This window comes from Pseudomonas sp. BN505 (assembly GCF_029873175.1).
Lineage (GTDB): Bacteria > Pseudomonadota > Gammaproteobacteria > Pseudomonadales > Pseudomonadaceae > Aquipseudomonas > Aquipseudomonas putida.
On sequence record NZ_SSOI01000067.1, the window covers coordinates 579,694 to 595,952 of the forward strand.

15 protein-coding genes and 1 riboswitch are annotated in these 16,259 nt (G+C 62.7%); of the genes, 5 read left to right on the forward strand and 10 right to left on the reverse strand.

Annotated features, from left to right (window positions below):
* Positions 1–29: 29 nt before the first annotated feature.
* Positions 30–608 (forward strand): YceI family protein, encoded by a 579-nt coding sequence (locus tag E8E78_RS25095; protein ID WP_016501962.1) that lies wholly within the window; start codon positions 30–32, stop codon positions 606–608.
* A 158-nt stretch (positions 609–766) separates the two neighbouring features.
* On the opposite strand, the gene E8E78_RS25100 is transcribed toward E8E78_RS25095, so the two are convergent.
* The 5 genes from E8E78_RS25100 to ahcY form a co-directional block, all read right to left on the reverse strand.
* Entirely contained in the window at positions 767–2,662 is a 1,896-nt protein-coding gene (locus E8E78_RS25100; RefSeq protein WP_016501961.1) for a DEAD/DEAH box helicase, read from the reverse strand.
* 217 nt (positions 2,663–2,879) lie between these two features.
* Positions 2,880–3,668: a transporter substrate-binding domain-containing protein gene (locus tag E8E78_RS25105; RefSeq protein WP_049272976.1), complete on the reverse strand. Its 789-nt coding sequence runs from the start codon at positions 3,666–3,668 to the stop codon at positions 2,880–2,882.
* A gap of 98 nt (positions 3,669–3,766) precedes the next feature.
* Positions 3,767–4,840 (reverse strand): hypothetical protein, encoded by a 1,074-nt coding sequence (locus E8E78_RS25110; RefSeq protein WP_049272978.1) that lies wholly within the window; start codon positions 4,838–4,840, stop codon positions 3,767–3,769.
* 91 nt (positions 4,841–4,931) lie between these two features.
* Positions 4,932–5,777, reverse strand: coding sequence for a methylenetetrahydrofolate reductase [NAD(P)H] (metF, locus tag E8E78_RS25115; protein ID WP_016501958.1), 846 nt, complete (start codon positions 5,775–5,777; stop codon positions 4,932–4,934).
* 108 nt (positions 5,778–5,885) lie between these two features.
* On the reverse strand, positions 5,886–7,295 hold the full coding sequence (gene ahcY / locus E8E78_RS25120) for an adenosylhomocysteinase (RefSeq protein ID WP_016501957.1): 1,410 nt from the start codon (positions 7,293–7,295) through the stop codon (positions 5,886–5,888).
* A 20-nt stretch (positions 7,296–7,315) separates the two neighbouring features.
* Positions 7,316–7,412: riboswitch (S-adenosyl-L-homocysteine riboswitch) on the reverse strand.
* 178 nt (positions 7,413–7,590) lie between these two features.
* Here ahcY and E8E78_RS25125 point away from each other — a divergent pair.
* The gene (locus E8E78_RS25125; protein ID WP_016501956.1) at positions 7,591–7,992 is read left to right on the forward strand and encodes a hotdog domain-containing protein; all 402 of its coding nucleotides are present in this window, start codon (positions 7,591–7,593) and stop codon (positions 7,990–7,992) included.
* A 35-nt stretch (positions 7,993–8,027) separates the two neighbouring features.
* Here E8E78_RS25125 and E8E78_RS25130 read toward each other — a convergent pair whose 3' ends face one another.
* Positions 8,028–9,263, reverse strand: a complete 1,236-nt coding sequence (locus tag E8E78_RS25130) for a sodium:proton antiporter (RefSeq protein ID WP_049272981.1) — start codon at positions 9,261–9,263, stop codon at positions 8,028–8,030.
* 282 nt (positions 9,264–9,545) lie between these two features.
* Between E8E78_RS25130 and E8E78_RS25135 the strand changes: the two genes are divergently transcribed.
* Positions 9,546–10,379 (forward strand): DMT family transporter, encoded by an 834-nt coding sequence (locus E8E78_RS25135; protein WP_016501954.1) that lies wholly within the window; start codon positions 9,546–9,548, stop codon positions 10,377–10,379.
* Between the two features lie 26 nt (positions 10,380–10,405).
* The gene (locus E8E78_RS25140; RefSeq protein ID WP_016501953.1) at positions 10,406–10,792 is read left to right on the forward strand and encodes an MAPEG family protein; all 387 of its coding nucleotides are present in this window, start codon (positions 10,406–10,408) and stop codon (positions 10,790–10,792) included.
* A gap of 49 nt (positions 10,793–10,841) precedes the next feature.
* Here E8E78_RS25140 and E8E78_RS25145 read toward each other — a convergent pair whose 3' ends face one another.
* Complete coding sequence (locus tag E8E78_RS25145; RefSeq protein WP_016501952.1) at positions 10,842–11,993, reverse strand: murein transglycosylase A; 1,152 nt, start codon at positions 11,991–11,993, stop codon at positions 10,842–10,844.
* A gap of 119 nt (positions 11,994–12,112) precedes the next feature.
* Here E8E78_RS25145 and E8E78_RS25150 point away from each other — a divergent pair, with 119 nt between their 5' ends.
* Positions 12,113–12,559 (forward strand): cytochrome c, encoded by a 447-nt coding sequence (locus tag E8E78_RS25150; protein ID WP_016501951.1) that lies wholly within the window; start codon positions 12,113–12,115, stop codon positions 12,557–12,559.
* A 128-nt stretch (positions 12,560–12,687) separates the two neighbouring features.
* On the opposite strand, the gene E8E78_RS25155 is transcribed toward E8E78_RS25150, so the two are convergent.
* From E8E78_RS25155 to metK, 3 genes are all read right to left on the reverse strand, one after another.
* Entirely contained in the window at positions 12,688–13,080 is a 393-nt protein-coding gene (locus E8E78_RS25155) for a DUF1090 domain-containing protein (RefSeq protein WP_012274528.1), read from the reverse strand.
* Positions 13,081–13,212: 132 nt separating this feature from the next.
* Positions 13,213–14,910, reverse strand: coding sequence for an NAD-dependent DNA ligase LigB (ligB, locus tag E8E78_RS25160; protein ID WP_059394460.1), 1,698 nt, complete (start codon positions 14,908–14,910; stop codon positions 13,213–13,215).
* Positions 14,911–15,054: 144 nt separating this feature from the next.
* Positions 15,055–16,245 carry a methionine adenosyltransferase gene (gene metK, locus E8E78_RS25165; RefSeq protein ID WP_043198231.1) on the reverse strand — a complete coding sequence of 397 codons (1,191 nt, stop codon included), beginning with the start codon at positions 16,243–16,245 and terminating at the stop codon, positions 15,055–15,057.
* Between the last annotated feature and the right edge of the window lie 14 nt (positions 16,246–16,259).

The following is a 16,259-nucleotide window of genomic DNA, read 5'->3' on the forward strand; positions in this document are numbered from 1 at the left end:
AACCTCAATTGCATAGGAAGGAAATAAGGATGTTGAAAAAGACTTTTGCCGCTCTGGCGCTCGGTACCGCTCTGCTTTCCGCCGGCCAGGTAATGGCTGCCGAGTACAAGATCGACAAGGAAGGCCAGCACGCGTTCGTCGACTGGAAAATCAGCCACCTGGGCTACAGCTTCATCCACGGTACCTTCAAGGACTTCGACGGCAACTTCACTTGGGACAGCGCCAAGCCAGAAGCCAGCAAGATTAGCGTCGACCTGAAAACGGCCAGCCTGTGGTCGAACCACGCCGAGCGTGACAAGCACATTGCCAGCGCCGATTTCCTCGACGTGAAGAAGTACCCTGAAGCCAAGTTCGTCTCTACTGCCGTCAAGTCGACGGGTGCCAAGACTGCTGACGTGACCGGCGACCTGACCCTGCACGGCGTGACCAAGCCGGTCACCTTCAAGGCCACCTTCAATGGTGAAGGCAAGGACCCATGGGGCGGTGAGCGCGCTGGTTTCAACGCCACCACCACCCTCAACCTGAACGACTTCGGCATCAAGGGCCCAGGCGCGACTTCGCAGACCCTGGACCTGGATATCAGTGTTGAAGGTGTGAAGCAGAAGTAATCTGCTTTAAGTGAAAGACCGAGGGGGCTGCTTCGCAGCCCGTTCGCGGCACAAGGCCGCTCCTACAGGTATTGCGCAGTATGTAAAATCTGCGCAATACCTGTAGGAGCGGCCTTGTGCCGCGAACGGGCCGCAAAGCGGCCCCCTCATGCTTTCTATCAGCCTTTGCGGGTGAGCAGCGCAGGCTTCTCGCCACGCGGGCGGCTTGGCAGGTCATCCAGTTGCTCAGGCGTCGGGAAACGGTCGAGTTTGGATTCCTTGCGGATGATCACCGGCTGTTTTTCCGGCTGGCGCTGGTTGCTCACGGCCGGCTCTTGCCGGGCAGCATCGTCACGGTTCGGGCGACCACGGCCACCGCCGCCATCACGACGGGCACCCCCACCGTTGTTGGCGCGGGGCGGGCGTTTTTCGCCGCCGGCACTGCCACCATTGCGTTGCTGGCCGCCACTGCGAGCCTGGCCCTGGCCCCCGGTGTTGCTACGTTGGCCGGTACCCTGGGCTTGGCCAGCACCACCGCCTGGGCGGCGATTGCGGCCCTGGTTCTTGCCTTGGTACGGGCTGACATAGTCGGCACGGTTGCCGAAGTTGTCGACGTCGTCGTCCAGGAATACTTCCGGGTCGCGGTTAACCTGTGCTTTAGGCTCGCTGTTGCTGCTGGCCTGCTGCTGTGGCTGGCGCGGCTTTTTGTCACGCGGTTTACGCGGCTGCTGTTGCTTGTCGCCGCTCTTTTCCTTGTCGGCCGGCTTGTCGGCAGCCTGTGGCTTGGCCCTGCCTTTATCCTTGCCTTTGTCCTTGCGGCCGCCGTTGGAGTCTTTACCACCTTCGCCACGGGCCTGCTGGTTGCGACCGCCACGGCCGTTGCCCTGCGGGCGCTCGCGTACTTCGGGTTTCTCGGCTTCCACCTGGCTGGCGTCAAAGCCCATCAGGTCGCCGTCCGCGATCTTCTGCCGGGTTACCCGCTCGATGCTCTTGAGCAGCTTTTCTTCATCCGGTGCGACCAGCGAAATGGCCTCGCCCGAACGACCGGCGCGGCCGGTACGACCGATACGGTGTACGTAATCTTCCTCGACATTCGGCAGCTCGAAGTTGACCACGTGGGGCAACTGGTCGATGTCCAGGCCGCGGGCGGCGATGTCGGTGGCGACCAGTACGCGCACGCTGTTGGCCTTGAAGTCGGCCAGGGCCTTGGTGCGGGCGTTCTGGCTCTTGTTGCCGTGAATCGCGGCGGCGGTCAGGCCTTGTTTTTCAAGGTACTCGGCCAGGCGGTTGGCGCCGTGCTTGGTACGGGTGAACACCAATACCTGTTCCCAGGCACCCAGGGTGATCAGGTGTGCCAGCAGCGCACGCTTGTGGCTGGCGGGCAGGCGGTAGACGCGCTGCTCGATACGCTCGACGGTGGTGTTCGGCGGCGTGACCTCGATACGTTCCGGGTTGTGCAGGAGCTTGTCGGCGAGGTCGGTGATGTCCTTGGAGAAGGTGGCCGAGAACAGCAGGTTCTGGCGCTTGGATGGTAGGCGTGCCAGTACCTTCTTGACGTCGTGGATGAAGCCCATGTCGAGCATGCGGTCGGCTTCGTCGAGCACCAGGATTTCGACATGGGCAAGGTCGACCTTGCCTTGGCCGGCCAGGTCGAGCAGGCGGCCCGGGCAGGCAACCAGCACGTCAACGCCTTTGGCAATCGCCTGGACTTGCGGGTTCATGCCAACGCCGCCGAAGATGCAGGCGCTGACCAGTGGCAGGTCACGGGCATAGACCTTGAAGCTGTCGTGCACCTGGGCTGCCAGCTCGCGGGTCGGGGTCAGGACCAGCACGCGCGGCTGGCGCGGGCCGTGACGCTGCGACTTGTCGGGGTGGCCGGCCGGGAACAGGCGCTCGAGAATCGGCAGGGCGAAGCCACCGGTTTTACCAGTACCTGTCTGTGCGGCAACCATCAGGTCGCGGCCTTGCAACACGGCGGGAATCGCCCGCTGTTGCACGGGGGTCGGCTGGGTATAGCCCGCAGCCTCGATAGCGCGGACAAGAGCCTCGGAGAGACCGAGGGAAGCAAAGGACATGGGCGATCCTGTTCTCGTGTGGGCTGGGCCCGTTGGGATGTTCTGCCTGGCGCGACGGGCATCGGTGGGATGCGATCGCGTCCGGTCCAGCTGGGCTTTCACTGCACATCCGGGAAACGGAGGGGAACGCCGGGGGGCGTCGGTGCCGATCGGGATGCCTGTTGCGAGGCCGAGCGTCCGGGCGTGAGCCGGGCGGGAAGGCCCGAGTATAACAGAGCTATGGCGCTGTGCTGCTTTCCTGCTGCTCAACGGCGTTGAGAATGTTTCCGATGTCGCCTGTGTACCGGTGGCTGATGGCGGCAAAGGCCGGTTCCTGCTTGAAACGCTGCAGTTCTTCGGCAAAGGCCAGGGCCAGTGTTTCGCGCCCCGGCTTGCGCACCAGTCCCAGGTACTGGGCCTGGCGGTTGATCACCAGCGGCAGTTCCTCGACTTGCTGTTCCATGCCCAGCTGCCGGATCAGGTAATGCCCGACCACGCGGTCGGTGATTGCCAGGTCGATACGGCCCAGCAGCAGTTTGCCGAAGTTGGCTTCCTGGGTCGGCGCTGCTTCACGTCGAAAATGTGTGGCCTGGTTGAACGCAGCGCCATAGGCATAGCCGGGCGAGGTGCCTACGGTGAGGCCTGTGAGGTCTTCGGGCCCGGCCACGGCATGGCGGCGTGCACGGGCCTGGAACAGCACGAACTCGACCTCCGACAAGGGCTCGGGGGCGTACACCAGATAGGGGCGCCGGGTCTCGCTCTGGAAAATGTCCAGAATGCCGTCGGCCAAGCCTTGCTCGATCATTGCCAGGCAGCGCTTCCACGGCAGGAACTGCCATTCCACTTCGACACCCAGGCGTTTTAATACCTCGGTGGTGACTTCGTAGTCGATACCGCGTGGTTGGCCATCGTGCTGATAAATGTAGGGCGCCCAGTCATCGGATACCAGGCGCAGGCGCTCGCCCAGAGCCAACGGGCTCAGGCAGGCGAGCAGCAGGATCCAGAACAGGCGGGCGACGAGTGGCATGGCCGGAGATTACGCGGTCGGCCGAATCAAGGCCAGTGGCGGGAGTGTTCTCCTGTGCCGGCCCCTTCGCGGGTAAACCCGCTCCCACAGGATTACCGCTACTTTCCAGACCTCAGCAGATGCACCTCGATCTCTTTGCGCCGCTCGCCCAACGACAGGCGCAACCCCGGGTGGCGCAAGCACTGGCGCAGTTGCTCGGGCTGCACCTGGCCATGACGGGCATTGAGGTTTTCCAGAGCTTTGTCCCACCAGGCCGGCGCGCAGGCGAGGTCGAATTCGTTGGGGTAGGGGTAGCACCCATACAACAGCTCGCGGGCAAACTGGCGTTCGTGGCGCGGCAGGGTCAGGCTCAGGGCCTTGTAGCCTAGACGGTGCAGGGCAGGCGGCCGTGGTAGCTGGTCATTGACCAAGGCGACGTCGGCCAGCGCTGCCTGGCTCAGCGGGTCATGGCCGTGCTTGCGCAACCAGGCCTGGATCTTGGCGCGGAACTGCGCCTTGCGGCTCCAATAGTGGTGAATGACATCGGTGCACTCGGCCAGCTCCAGTTTGCGGTAGGCCGCCACCGCCAGGCAGAACTCTTCGAGTGTGTAAGCCTCGCGCGCCAGCGGGTGGAACTCGTCCATCATGTCGATGGAACGGTCCAGGGTGCTGGCGTCCGCGGCTGTGAGGCCGATTACCCCAGAATTGACCAGTGGCATCTGGCAGTCGGCCAGGCCCCGGGCTTGCAATATGGACAGCAGGTTCTTGTACAGCAGGCACTTCTGGTTCGCACCATAGCGTGGGCCGATGGCATTGCACAGCAGCTTCCCAGGGGCCACCCGGGCGAACAGCTGCAGCGGCGATGTACGGAAGAAAGTGTCGGTGTCGATCAGCACGGCCAGCGGATGTTGCTGCAGCACTTGGCGCAGCAGCACATGCTTGCTGCGAAAATGATAACCGTGTGGGGCGTTCCATGCCTGGCGCGTGGCTTCGTCCAGCAAGTGGACCGTGACGGGCAGCCTGGCGTAGGGCTGCGGGTTGTCGGTGTACACCTGGATGTCCATGGCTTCGCCTGCTGCCGGCCCCAGGTGGGCGAGGGCGCTGACGATGCTGAAGCAGGCTTCCTGATGGTAGGTCGCCGGACCAAAAGCCAGGTAGACAAGTTGTGGGCGCGATGGCTGGGGATGCTGCATGGCTGGCAAGATCTGTAACCCGGAAATGAATAAGGCTTTAGTCTATGACCAAAGCCTTAATCATTTCTTAAGCAGACTTTGCCAAAAAGTTTCAGCGCGGCAGCTTCAGGTTGTTCCAGATCGCCAGGCTTGGCTCGGCCTGGTTCAAGGTGTAGAAGTGCAGGCCCGGTGCGCCGCCTTGCAGCAGCTGTTCGCACATGCGGGTAATCACTTCTTCGCCAAATGCCTGGATGCTGGCGGTGTCGTCGGCATAGGCTTCCAGCTGCTTGCGGATCCAGCGCGGGATCTCGGCGCCACAGGCGTCGGAGAAGCGGGCCAGCTTGCTGTAGTTGGTGATCGGCATGATGCCGGGTACAACCGGGATGTCCACGCCCAGCTTCTGTGCGCGCTCGACGAAGTAGAAGTAGCTGTCGGCGTTGAAGAAGTACTGGGTGATGGCGCTGTCGGCGCCAGCCTTGACCTTGTGCACGAAGTTGGCCAGGTCGGTTTCGAAATTGCGCGCCTGTGGGTGCATTTCCGGGTAAGCGGCCACTTCCAGGTGGAAGTGGTCAGCGGTTTCCTGGCGGATGAACTCGACCAGGTCGCTGGCGTAACGCAGTTCGCCACTGGCCATGCCCATGCCCGATGGCAGGTCGCCACGCAGGGCGACGATACGCTTGATGCCGGCAGCCTTGTATTCCGCCAGCAGGGCGCGCAAGTCGTCCTTGGAGTCGCCCACGCACGACAGGTGCGGTGCGGCCGGTACCTTCACTTCGCTTTCCAGTTGCAGCACGGTGTTCAGCGTGCGGTCGCGGGTCGAGCCACCGGCACCGTAGGTGCAGGAGAAGAAGTCTGGGTTGTAGGTGGCCAGCTGGCGGGCGACGCCCATCAGCTTTTCGTGACCGGCGTCGGTCTTGGTCGGGAAGAACTCAAAACTGTAGCGGCGTTCTTGTGACATTACTCGTTCCTCAAGCAGCCTGCTTCAAGCGGCAGGCTGCAAGTAAAAGCCAGGGCGGTGTGGGCCGGCCTGGCTTGGGCATCGTTGCGAAGCGTTGCCTGCGACTACTTAGTAGCGGTAGGCGTGCGGCTTGAACGGGCCTTCGACGGTCACGCCGATGTAGTCGGCTTGCTGCTTGGTCAGTTTGGTAACCACGCCGCCGAAGCCGCGGACCATTTCCAGGGCCACTTCTTCGTCGAGTTTCTTCGGCAGTACTTCAACAGTCAGGCGTTCGGCTTTCTTCTCGGCCGACAGGTCGGCGTACTTCTGCTCGAACAGGAAAATCTGTGCCAGCACCTGGTTGGCGAACGAACCGTCCATGATGCGGCTTGGGTGGCCAGTGGCGTTACCCAGGTTGACCAAGCGGCCTTCGGCCAGCAGGATCAGGTAGTCGTCGTTCTGCGGGTCGAAGCTGCCAGCGCCGGTACGGTGGATCTTGTGTACCTGCGGCTTGACCTCTTCCCAGGCCCAGTTCTTGCGCATGAAGGCGGTGTCGATCTCGTTGTCGAAGTGGCCGATGTTGCAGACCACGGCACGCTTCTTCAGGGCCTTGAGCATGTTGGCATCGCAGACGTTGACGTTACCGGTGGTGGTGACGATCAGGTCGATCTTGCCCAGCAGGGCCTTGTCGATGCTGGCTTCGGTGCCGTCGTTGATACCGTCGATGAACGGCGAGACCAGCTCGAAGCCGTCCATGCAGGCCTGCATGGCGCAGATCGGGTCAACTTCGGTGACCTTGACGATCATGCCTTCCTGACGCAGGGACTGGGCCGAGCCCTTGCCCACGTCACCGTAGCCGATCACCAGGGCTTGCTTGCCCGACAGCAGGTGGTCGGTACCACGCTTGATGGCGTCGTTCAGGCTGTGACGGCAGCCGTACTTGTTGTCGTTCTTGCTTTTGGTGACCGAGTCGTTGACGTTGATCGCCGGGACTTTCAGCTCGCCTTTGGCCAGCATGTCCAGCAGGCGGTGTACGCCAGTGGTGGTCTCTTCGGTTACACCGTGCACGCGGTCCAGTACCTGCGGGTACTTCTTGTGCAGCAGCTCGGTCAGGTCGCCGCCGTCGTCGAGGATCATGTTGGCGTCCCATGGCTGGCCATCTTTCAGGATGGTCTGCTCCAGGCACCACTCGTACTCTTCTTCGGTTTCACCTTTCCAGGCGAATACCGGGATGCCGGCGGCGGCGATGGACGCGGCGGCCTGGTCTTGAGTCGAGAAGATGTTGCAGGACGACCAGCGCACTTCGGCACCCAGGGCTACCAGGGTTTCGATCAGCACGGCAGTCTGGATGGTCATGTGGATGCAGCCCAGGATCTTCGCACCCTTGAGCGGTTGCTCGGTCAGGTACTTGCGACGCAGGCCCATCAGGGCTGGCATTTCCGATTCGGCGATGATGGTTTCGCGACGGCCCCAAGCGGCCAGGGAGATGTCAGCGACTTTGAAATCGGTAAAACCAGCAGGCGTGTTTACAGCGCTCATGAGAGCCTCCATTCGTAGTGTGCGAATGGGCGCCGTTGTGCGTTAAGCGCCCGCGAGAGCGAGCAACGCCCCATCCGAGCCTGACAGGCCTAGCCTGCTGCAGCGCCCCTCGGACAGGTGGCGGGCATGGCGCCGCAGTGGGCGACCATGTGAAACGGCGCAGATTATAGCCGCGCGCGGCCACTTGCCCAAGGTTTTCTGTCGATTAATCGAGACGATAGTCGATGTTCAATGGAGCGATGGCGGCCGCTCTGCCATCATTGCTACACGTTAGCCAAGCAGGTCAGGAGTACAGATGAACTTTCACACCCGCAAGTGGGTTAAACCCGAAGACCTCAACCCCAATGGCACCCTGTTCGGTGGCAGCCTGTTGCGCTGGATCGACGAAGAGGCGGCCATCTACGCCATCGTCCAGCTGGGCAACCAGCGCGTCGTGACCAAATACATATCGGAAATCAACTTCGTCAGCGCTTCGCGCCAGGGTGACATCATCGAGCTGGGCATCACTGCCACAGAGTTCGGCCGCACCTCGATCACCCTCAAGTGCGAAGTGCGCAACAAGATCACCCGCAAGAGCATTCTGACCGTCGACAAGATGGTGTTCGTCAATCTCGGTGAAGACGGCTTGCCGGCAGCGCACGGGCGCACCGAGATCAAGTATGTCCAGGACCAGTTCCCGGATTCGGCAGTCGAGTGACGATTTTTTGGGGCCGCAAAGCGGCCCCGAAAATCTTACGGCTGGGCGCTGACCTTGCGCACCACCCGCCCGATGCTCAAGCCCTGCACCAGGATCGACGACAACACCACGATGTAGGTGATCGACAGCAGCAGGTCACGCTCCGCGCCCAGTGGCAGCGACAGCGCCAGTGCCACCGACACCCCGCCACGCAGGCCGCCCCAGGTCAGCACCCGCACCGTGCCTTTGGGCACCGGGCGCCAGCGGCGCAGCAACACAATGGCCGGGGCCACGGTCAGCAGCCTCGACAGCAGCACCGCCAGCGCCAGCACACTGCCGGCCGCCAGGTGCATCCAGTTGAACGGCAACAGCAGCAGCTCAAGGCCGATCAGCGCGAACAGCAGGGCGTTGAGCATGTCATCGATCAGCTCCCAGAAACCGTCCATGTAGCGACGGGTCATGTCGTTCATCGCCAGGTTGCGCCCCAGGTTGCCGATGATCAGGCCGGCCACCACCATGGCGATCGGCGCCGAGACGTGCAGCTCGTAGCACATGGCCGAGCCGCCGATGACCAGCGCCAGTGTCAGCATGACTTCCACCTGGTACTGCTCGATGCTCTTGATCATGCGGTAGGTGGCGTAGCCGATCAGGCCACCAAACACCACGCCGCCGATGGCCTCGCGGGCGAACAGGATCGCCGTGTCGGTCATGCTCGGCGTTTCACCCAGCTGGATGATGCCCAGCAATACGGTGAACACCACCACCGCGGTGCCATCGTTGAACAGTGACTCGCCGACGATGGTGGTTTTCAGCGGTTTGGAGGCGTTGGCGGTACGCAGCGCGCCCAGCACGGCAATCGGGTCGGTAGGCGAGATCAGCGCACCGAACAGCAGGCAGTAGATCAGTGGCACTTGCCAGCCGAACATCGCGAATACCCAGTGCGACAGGTAACCGATGACTACGGTGGCAATCAGCACCCCGATTGTCGCGAGCAAACCGATCGGCCAGCGGTAACTGCGCAGATCGCTGAGGTTCACGTGCAGTGCGCCGGCAAACAGCAGGAACGCCAGCATCCAGTGCATCAGCAGGTCGTTGAAATCGATCTGGTTCATCAGCCCTTCGACGCGTTCTTCCAGGCCAGGGAAGCCGATCAGGCTCAGGCCCTGCAGCATCAGGGAGAACAGCAACGCCGTGACCATCACGCCAATGGCGGGGGGCAGGCCGATGAAGCGGTAATTTACATAGGTGAGGAGGGTGGTGAGGCAGATAAACGCGGCAACTAATTCAAGCATCCCGAATCCTGTGACAGTGGCTTCCAAGTCGTTACCCGAATGGCTCGGGCAGTTCTTTGATGACCTGGCGCGGGGTTCGGGACACAGAGTTTGACCCAATTAGTCCAAATCGTTCCCGTAACAGTCTGCACTGGATACCCTGTTGGAGCGGGCGTGCCCGCGAACACCCGCACAGCCGGTGCCAAACACCGAGTTGCATTCTTCGCGGGCATGCCCGCTCCCACAAAGCCCCCCTGAACGCTATATATTCACAGCCATAACCAGCCATAAGGACAAGAAGGCGTGTTGGCAACATCCCTGGTGCTGGTCGCCGCCCTGCTGCATGCGACCTGGAATACCCTGATCAAATTCAGCGGCGAGCGCTTGCTGGTGATCGCCAGCATGGACACGGTGGCGCTGGTGTTCGCAGTGCTGGCTGTGGCCTTCGTCGATGTGCCGCCGGCTGAGATATGGCCTTGGCTGATAGCCTCGGCGCTGGCCGAGCAGTTGTACCGCTACCTGCTGATCAAGGCCTACCGCGTGGGCGACCTGGGGCTGGTCTATCCTCTGATGCGCGGGCTGTCGCCGCTGGTGGTGCTGGGGCTGACGCTGGCCTTTGCCGGGGAGTCGCTGAGCCAGCAGCAGATCATCGGCATCCTGCTGATCCCGTGTGGCATGGCCTGCCTGTTGTGGCAGGGCGGCGGCGGTGACCGGCTGCCTTGGTCGATGCTGCCGGTGGTGGCCCTGATCGGTCTGTGCATCGGCTGCTACACCTGGTTCGACGGCCAGGCCGTGCGCTTGTGGGGTAAACCGTGGGATTACCTGGTATGGCTGACATTGCTCAGTGCCTGGCAATTCCCGCTGCTGGCCAGCGTGGCGCGGCGGGCACCGTTCGTCCTGTTCTGGCGAACGCAATGGCGCCTGGGGCTGGCGGTGGGGTTCTGCGTATTGTTCAGTTATGCCCTGGTGTTGTGGGCCATGCACCTGGGGTCAGTGGCCGAGGCGGCCGCATTGCGGGAGTTGAGCGTGATTCTGGTGGTGCTGTTGGGTATGCGCTACCTCAAAGAACCTTTTGGCGGGCCGAGACTCCTAGCTTGCGGGCTGGTCCTGGCAGGCATGCTGGTGATGAAGCTCTAACCCATTATCGAACAAGGAGTCTGAGCATGACCGTTGCCCTGTGGTGCATCCTGATCGCGCTGCTGCTTAACCCGCTTTGTGCCTTGATCGCCAAGGTGGCCAGCGGCCGGTTCGGCCTCAAGGACAATCACGACCCGCGAGCCTTCCTTGATACCTTGTCGGGCTTGCCACGGCGTGCCCATGCGGCGCAGCAGAATGGCTACGAGGCATTCCCGGCGTTTGCGGCTGCGGTGCTGGTGGCGGATATCGTCGGTAATGCCGAGCAGGTGACGCAGGATGTGCTGGGGGTGATGTACATCACCAGCCGCTTGCTTTACATCATCTGCTATCTGGCCGATTGGGCGGCCTTGCGCTCGCTGGTGTGGTTTGCCGGGTTGGCAATTATCGTGTCGTTCTTCGTGGTTTCCATCTGAAACCGCGTTGCCTTCTTCGCGGGCAAGCCCGCGAAGAATCCATCGCCGATCAAGGTACCTTAGGTACCTCAGGTAGTGGCTGGCCTTTAGGCCAGAGCATCCAGATCTGCCCCTGCTGCTTCATGTTCCCCGCCAGCTCGCCGGCTTCCGGCCCGGTGCCCCAGAACAGGTCGGCACGCACTTCACCCGCAATCGCCCCACCAGTGTCCTGCGCACCCACCGGGCGCACCACTGGCGAGCCGTCCGGGCGCGTGGTGGAAAGCCACAACAGGCTCCCCAGCGGAATCACCTTGCGGTCGATGGCCACGCTGTAGCCCGCTGTCAGCGGTACGTTCAACGAACCGCGCGGGCCTTCGTTGCTGTCCGGGCGGGTGCTGAAGAACACGTAGCTGGGGTTGCTGGCCAGCAGTTCCGGTACGCGCTGCGGGTTAGCCTGGGCCCAGGCATGAATCGCACCCATGCTCACTTCTTCTTTTTTCAGCTGGCCCTGTTCCACCAGCCAGCGGCCGATCGGCCTGTAGGGGTGGCCGTTCTGGTCGGCGTAGCCCAGGCGCAGCTGACGGCCGTCTTCCAGTTGTACCCGGCCCGAACCCTGGATCTGCAGGAATTGCAGGTCCATCGGGTCGGTCAGCCAGGCCAGCACGGGTGCCTTGACGCCGTTACGGTTGATCACTTCGGCAGTGTCGTATGGTTTGAGTACCCGGCCATCGAGCCGACCACGCAGGCGCTTGCCCTTCAGCTCGGGGTAGACGCTGGCCAGGTCGACCACGATCATGTCATCCGGGGGGCCGTAAACCGCCACATGGTTGGTGGCTGATTGGCTCAGGCTGCCGGGGTAGACCGGCTCGTAGTAACCGGTAATCAGGCCGTTGGCATTGTTCTCGGCGGAGCGCAGGCCATAAACCTGCAGATTCTGCTCAAGGAAGGTACGCACCTGGGCAGCGCTCGCCGTGTCGCTGCCGGCAGCTTCGCAGGTGGCGGCCCACACCGGGTCGCGCTTGAGCTTCTCACAGCCGCTGCGCCAGGCGTAGAAACCGGCCAGCAGGTCTTCGTCGCTGACTGCGGGCAGGTCTTTCCAGGTGGCCGGGGCGTAGGTGGCGATGGCGTGGGGCTCGGGCTTGGCGCTTTCGCCGCCGTTGCAGCCGGCCAGCAAAGCCAGCACTGGGAGTGTCCAGGCCAGGTGGCGCAGGGCAGATGTCATGTGTGCATTCCTGTCATGGGCGAACATGAAAATTCGCCCCTGTTTTTTATGTGGCTATTGGTGTTTGGCCCTTGGGCAGCGATACTGGCCGCCCATTTGCGTAGGCCGAAGTGAGCGTGATGTTGAAGCGATTGACCGTTGTTCTGCTGGCCGCCCTGGCCCTGAGTGGTTGTGACCGGGTTGACCCCAACTCGCCACTGGGCAAACGCAAGGTGATATTCAAGGACATGCTCAAGACCAGTGAAGACCTGGGTGGCATGCTGCGTGGCCGGTTGCCGTTCGACGGGCTGAAGTTTGCCGACGGTGCGCTGAAGCTGGACAGCCTGTCGCATCAACCCTGGCAGCACTTTCCGCAGGTGCGCGATGGCGGTGACAGTGCCGCGCGGGCAGAGGTATGGGAGCGTCAGGCGCGTTTTCATGACCTGGCCCGGCAGCTGGAAAGCGTCACGGGCGAACTGGTCGATGTCAGCCGCAGCCAGCCGCTGGACGCTGCACAGCTGAAAGCGCCGATGGATAAGGTCGAAGCGGCGTGCAAGGCGTGCCATACCGAGTTTCGTAATCATTGATGGCCTGCTGTGGCCTCATCGCCGGCAAGCCAGTTCACACAGGTACTGCGCAGTAATTGAAGGCAGTGTGATACCTGTTGGAGCTGGCTTGCCGGCGATGAGGCCAGTAAGGGCAACGCAAATCGCTGTCAGCGATCCAGATCGTCCACGGCTTCCTGCAACTCTTTACGCGATTCGGCAAGCTTGTCCTTGCGCTTGTTGATCTTCTCCGCGTCGCCTTTTTTCTCGGCTTTCTTCAGGTCTTTTTCGCGCTGCGCCACTTCGTGACGTGCATCCAGCACCTTCTGCTCACGCTCTTTGCGCAGGCTCGCGTCGGTGCAGTTGTCCACGCCACGCAGTGCTTCCTCCAGCCCGGCGACCTGGTCGCTGTTGCCGTGGTCGCGGGCGATTTTCAACTGGTTCTCGATGGCGCTGCGCTTGGCGGCGCAACCGGTCAGGCCTGGGTCCGGCTGGGCCGCTTGTACAGCTCCCGCAGCCAAACCCAGTGATGCGAGCAGGAAAAGAGTCGAAATGCGTTTCATGAAAAGCCTCCTGAACGGGGCGGGGCAGCAAAAGTTGGTGGAAATCCTGCCTTGGTTTTGCCCATTTAGGAACCCTTGGTGAGGTGTTCGGCTTTAATCTCGGGTTTTTCCTACGAGATAAATGGTAAAAAATCATTGCTCAATGCGCTGGGGCGTACCCGGGAACCCCTCTATGCCGGTTTTTGCCAACCGGTCAGCAACGGCTTGCACCTCAGGAGCCGCGAAGAAATCCACAAGTTGGCGCGAGCGTTTTGCGCCGATGCCGGGCACGGTTTGCCATTGCCCGGTACTGCGTGAAGCCAGCTCTGCCCAGTCGCCTGTCAGTTGTAGATGCTTGCTGACGGGCGCGCCAATGCCGCGCAGCCACTGATCGAAAGGGCGTGAGCGCGCTTGGTCGAAGCTGCCCAGCAGCTGTGCCGCCGTCAGGCTGCTAATGCCGGGTACCTGCTGCAGGCGCTCGGCATCGAGATGCAGCCAGTCGGTCATCGACGTTACCAGGCCCGCTTCGACCAGCCGGCGCCATGTGCCGGGCCCGGTACGCGGCAAGGCCAGGCCTTGTTTTCCGCCAAGCCAGGTAAGCCGGGCAATGAATTGCTCTTCACAGCCTTCGCTGGCCTGCCAGCAGCTGTGGGCATGATGCTGGTCGGGTGCAGGCACGGCCAGTGGCTGGCGCTCGACAGCGCGGTGCACGACGTGGTCCAGACGTGGAATGGTCAGCCCGGCCAGGCTGATGGCCACCTGGTCGCCGGGGCGGATATCCAAGGCTTGCCAGCGCCCCAGCGAGCCAAGGCTTACCTGGGAAATGCGCCGGTCATCGAGGGTTACCGGCTGCACATGCACAATGGGCGTGACCCTGCCGGTGCGGCCAACCCGAAAGCGCACGTCGCGCACCTCGGCCAAGGCTTGCACATAGGGGTGTTTCCAGGCCGCGATCCAGTACGGCGCCTTGGCTTGCCAGCGCTGGGCGGGCGGCCGGTTGCCCTGGCGCAGGATCACACCATCGGTGGCAAAGGGCAGGGGGGAGCGGTACCAGTGCTCACGCCAGTGTGCTGCCTCCTCCAGCGTGTCGATGGCGATGCTGTAACGCAGGCTGTCCGGGAACCCCAGTTGTGCCAGCTGTGCGAGGCGTTCTGCCTGTTGCCCGGGGCCCTGCGGCCAGCTCCACACAAACAGGCCGATCGTGTCCCCTTGCTCGGCGGTCAGGTGCTTGCGTGCGAGCAGCCCGGCCACGGTGCCGCGGGCGTTGGCACTGCCTGCCTTGGCTTGTACGTGTTCGTTCAGGCGCAGATACAGCTCACCTTGCAAGTGCAGGTCTACCGGCATGGGCAACTGTCGGGTGATTGCGCCGAGTTGTGGAATGTGTCGGCTCCAGTCATGGCCGTGTACACCGTCACCCCGGCTGGTCAGCTGTACCAATCGGCCCTGCTGGTAAGTGAGGGATACTGCAACACCGTCGACCTTGGGCTGTACCCACACGCCGGTCTTGCCGGCCATCCATCGCGCCACAGCCTGGCGGTCTGCCAGCTTGTCGACGCCGGTATGCGGCACGGGGTGGGGGACCGGGCCGCGAGCGCTGGCCAAGGGGGAGGGGCTGCTGCCAATCGCGAAGCACTGCTGCAGGTGATTCAGCCGCTCGCGGCTTTGGTCGTACAGTTCATCGGCGACCAGGGCAACACCCTGGCGATGGTAGTGCTCGTCCCATCGGGCAAGCGTGGCGCGCAGTTGCGCAACTTCCGCCTCGGCCTGTTGCGGGGTCCAGTCGGGGCATGAGGTGGCGCTGGCCAGTGGGGTGTGTAGCGCAAACAGCAGGACAAGCAGCAGGTAAGGCATGGCCAGCATCCTTGCATGGCGGGTGAGTCCTCCAGCCTAGGCAGGTTTGCAGGCGCTTGCCGCCGCGCGATTGTCAGCCGATATGTCACAAAAAAGCCCCTGCCGATCGCTCGGCAGGGGCTTTCGTCTGGCGCTGCAGGAAACTTACAGGCCGGCAGCGTCACGCAGCGACTGGGCGCGGTCGGTGCGCTCCCAGGTAAAGGTGGTGAAGGTGTCGTCGCCGACAGTCTTCTGCTGCGGCTCGCGGCCGAAGTGGCCGTAGGCAGCGGTTTCCTGGTACATCGGGTGCAGCAGGTCGAGCATGGTGGTGATGGCGTACGGACGCAGGTCGAAGCACTCGCGCACCAGCTGGATAATCTTGTCGTCGGAGACCTTGCCGGTACCGAAGGTGTTGATCGAGATGGAGGTCGGCTGGGCCACGCCAATGGCGTACGACACCTGGATCTCGCAGCGCTCGGCCAGGCCAGCGGCAACGATGTTCTTGGCTACGTAGCGGCCGGCGTAGGCAGCGGAACGGTCGACCTTGGACGGGTCCTTGCCGGAGAACGCGCCACCACCGTGGCGGGCCATGCCGCCGTAGGAGTCGACGATGATCTTGCGGCCGGTCAGGCCACAGTCGCCCACCGGGCCACCGATGATGAAGTTGCCGGTCGGGTTGATGTGGTACTGGGTGCCCTTGTGCAGCAGCTCGGCAGGCAGGGTGTGCTTGACGATCAGCTCCATCACGGCTTCTTGCAGGTCTTTCTGCGACACTTCCGGGTTGTGCTGGGTCGACAGCACCACGGCGTCGATACCGACTACCTTGCCGTTTTCGTAGCGGCAGGTGACCTGCGACTTGGCATCCGGGCGCAGCCACGGCAGCAGGCCGGACTTGCGCGCTTCGGCCTGGCGCTCGACCAGACGGTGCGAGAAGCAGATCGGTGCCGGCATCAGCACTTCGGTTTCGTTGCTGGCATAGCCGAACATCAGGCCCTGGTCACCGGCGCCCTGGTCTTCTGGCTTGGAGCGGTCCACGCCCTGGGCGATGTCCACCGACTGCTTGCCGATGATGTTCATCACGGCGCAGGTAGCGCCGTCGAAGCCGACGTCCGAGCTGTTGTAGCCGATGTCGATGATGACCTTGCGCACCAGGTCTTCCAGGTCGACCCAGGCCGAGGTGCTGACTTCGCCGGCGATGATGGCGACACCGGTCTTGACCAGGGTTTCGCACGCTACGCGGGCGTATTTGTCCTGAGCGATGATGGCATCAAGGACGGCGTCCGAAATCTGGTCGGCGATCTTGTCCGGATGCCCTTCGGACACGGACTCGGAGGTGAAAAGGGAGTATTCGCTCATCTCGAAGGTTCCTG

Coding starts and splice junctions, on each gene's coding strand:
- E8E78_RS25095 (WP_016501962.1), top strand. CDS start 30: ATGTTGAAAAAGACTTTTGCCGCTCTGGCGCTCGGTACCGCTCTGCTT.
- E8E78_RS25100 (WP_016501961.1), bottom strand. CDS start 2,662: ATGTCCTTTGCTTCCCTCGGTCTCTCCGAGGCTCTTGTCCGCGCTATC.
- E8E78_RS25105 (WP_049272976.1), bottom strand. CDS start 3,668: ATGCCACTCGTCGCCCGCCTGTTCTGGATCCTGCTGCTCGCCTGCCTG.
- E8E78_RS25110 (WP_049272978.1), bottom strand. CDS start 4,840: ATGCAGCATCCCCAGCCATCGCGCCCACAACTTGTCTACCTGGCTTTT.
- metF (WP_016501958.1), bottom strand. CDS start 5,777: ATGTCACAAGAACGCCGCTACAGTTTTGAGTTCTTCCCGACCAAGACC.
- ahcY (WP_016501957.1), bottom strand. CDS start 7,295: ATGAGCGCTGTAAACACGCCTGCTGGTTTTACCGATTTCAAAGTCGCT.
- E8E78_RS25125 (WP_016501956.1), top strand. CDS start 7,591: ATGAACTTTCACACCCGCAAGTGGGTTAAACCCGAAGACCTCAACCCC.
- E8E78_RS25130 (WP_049272981.1), bottom strand. CDS start 9,263: ATGCTTGAATTAGTTGCCGCGTTTATCTGCCTCACCACCCTCCTCACC.
- E8E78_RS25140 (WP_016501953.1), top strand. CDS start 10,406: ATGACCGTTGCCCTGTGGTGCATCCTGATCGCGCTGCTGCTTAACCCG.
- E8E78_RS25145 (WP_016501952.1), bottom strand. CDS start 11,993: ATGACATCTGCCCTGCGCCACCTGGCCTGGACACTCCCAGTGCTGGCT.
- E8E78_RS25150 (WP_016501951.1), top strand. CDS start 12,113: ATGTTGAAGCGATTGACCGTTGTTCTGCTGGCCGCCCTGGCCCTGAGT.
- E8E78_RS25155 (WP_012274528.1), bottom strand. CDS start 13,080: ATGAAACGCATTTCGACTCTTTTCCTGCTCGCATCACTGGGTTTGGCT.
- ligB (WP_059394460.1), bottom strand. CDS start 14,910: ATGCCTTACCTGCTGCTTGTCCTGCTGTTTGCGCTACACACCCCACTG.
- metK (WP_043198231.1), bottom strand. CDS start 16,245: ATGAGCGAATACTCCCTTTTCACCTCCGAGTCCGTGTCCGAAGGGCAT.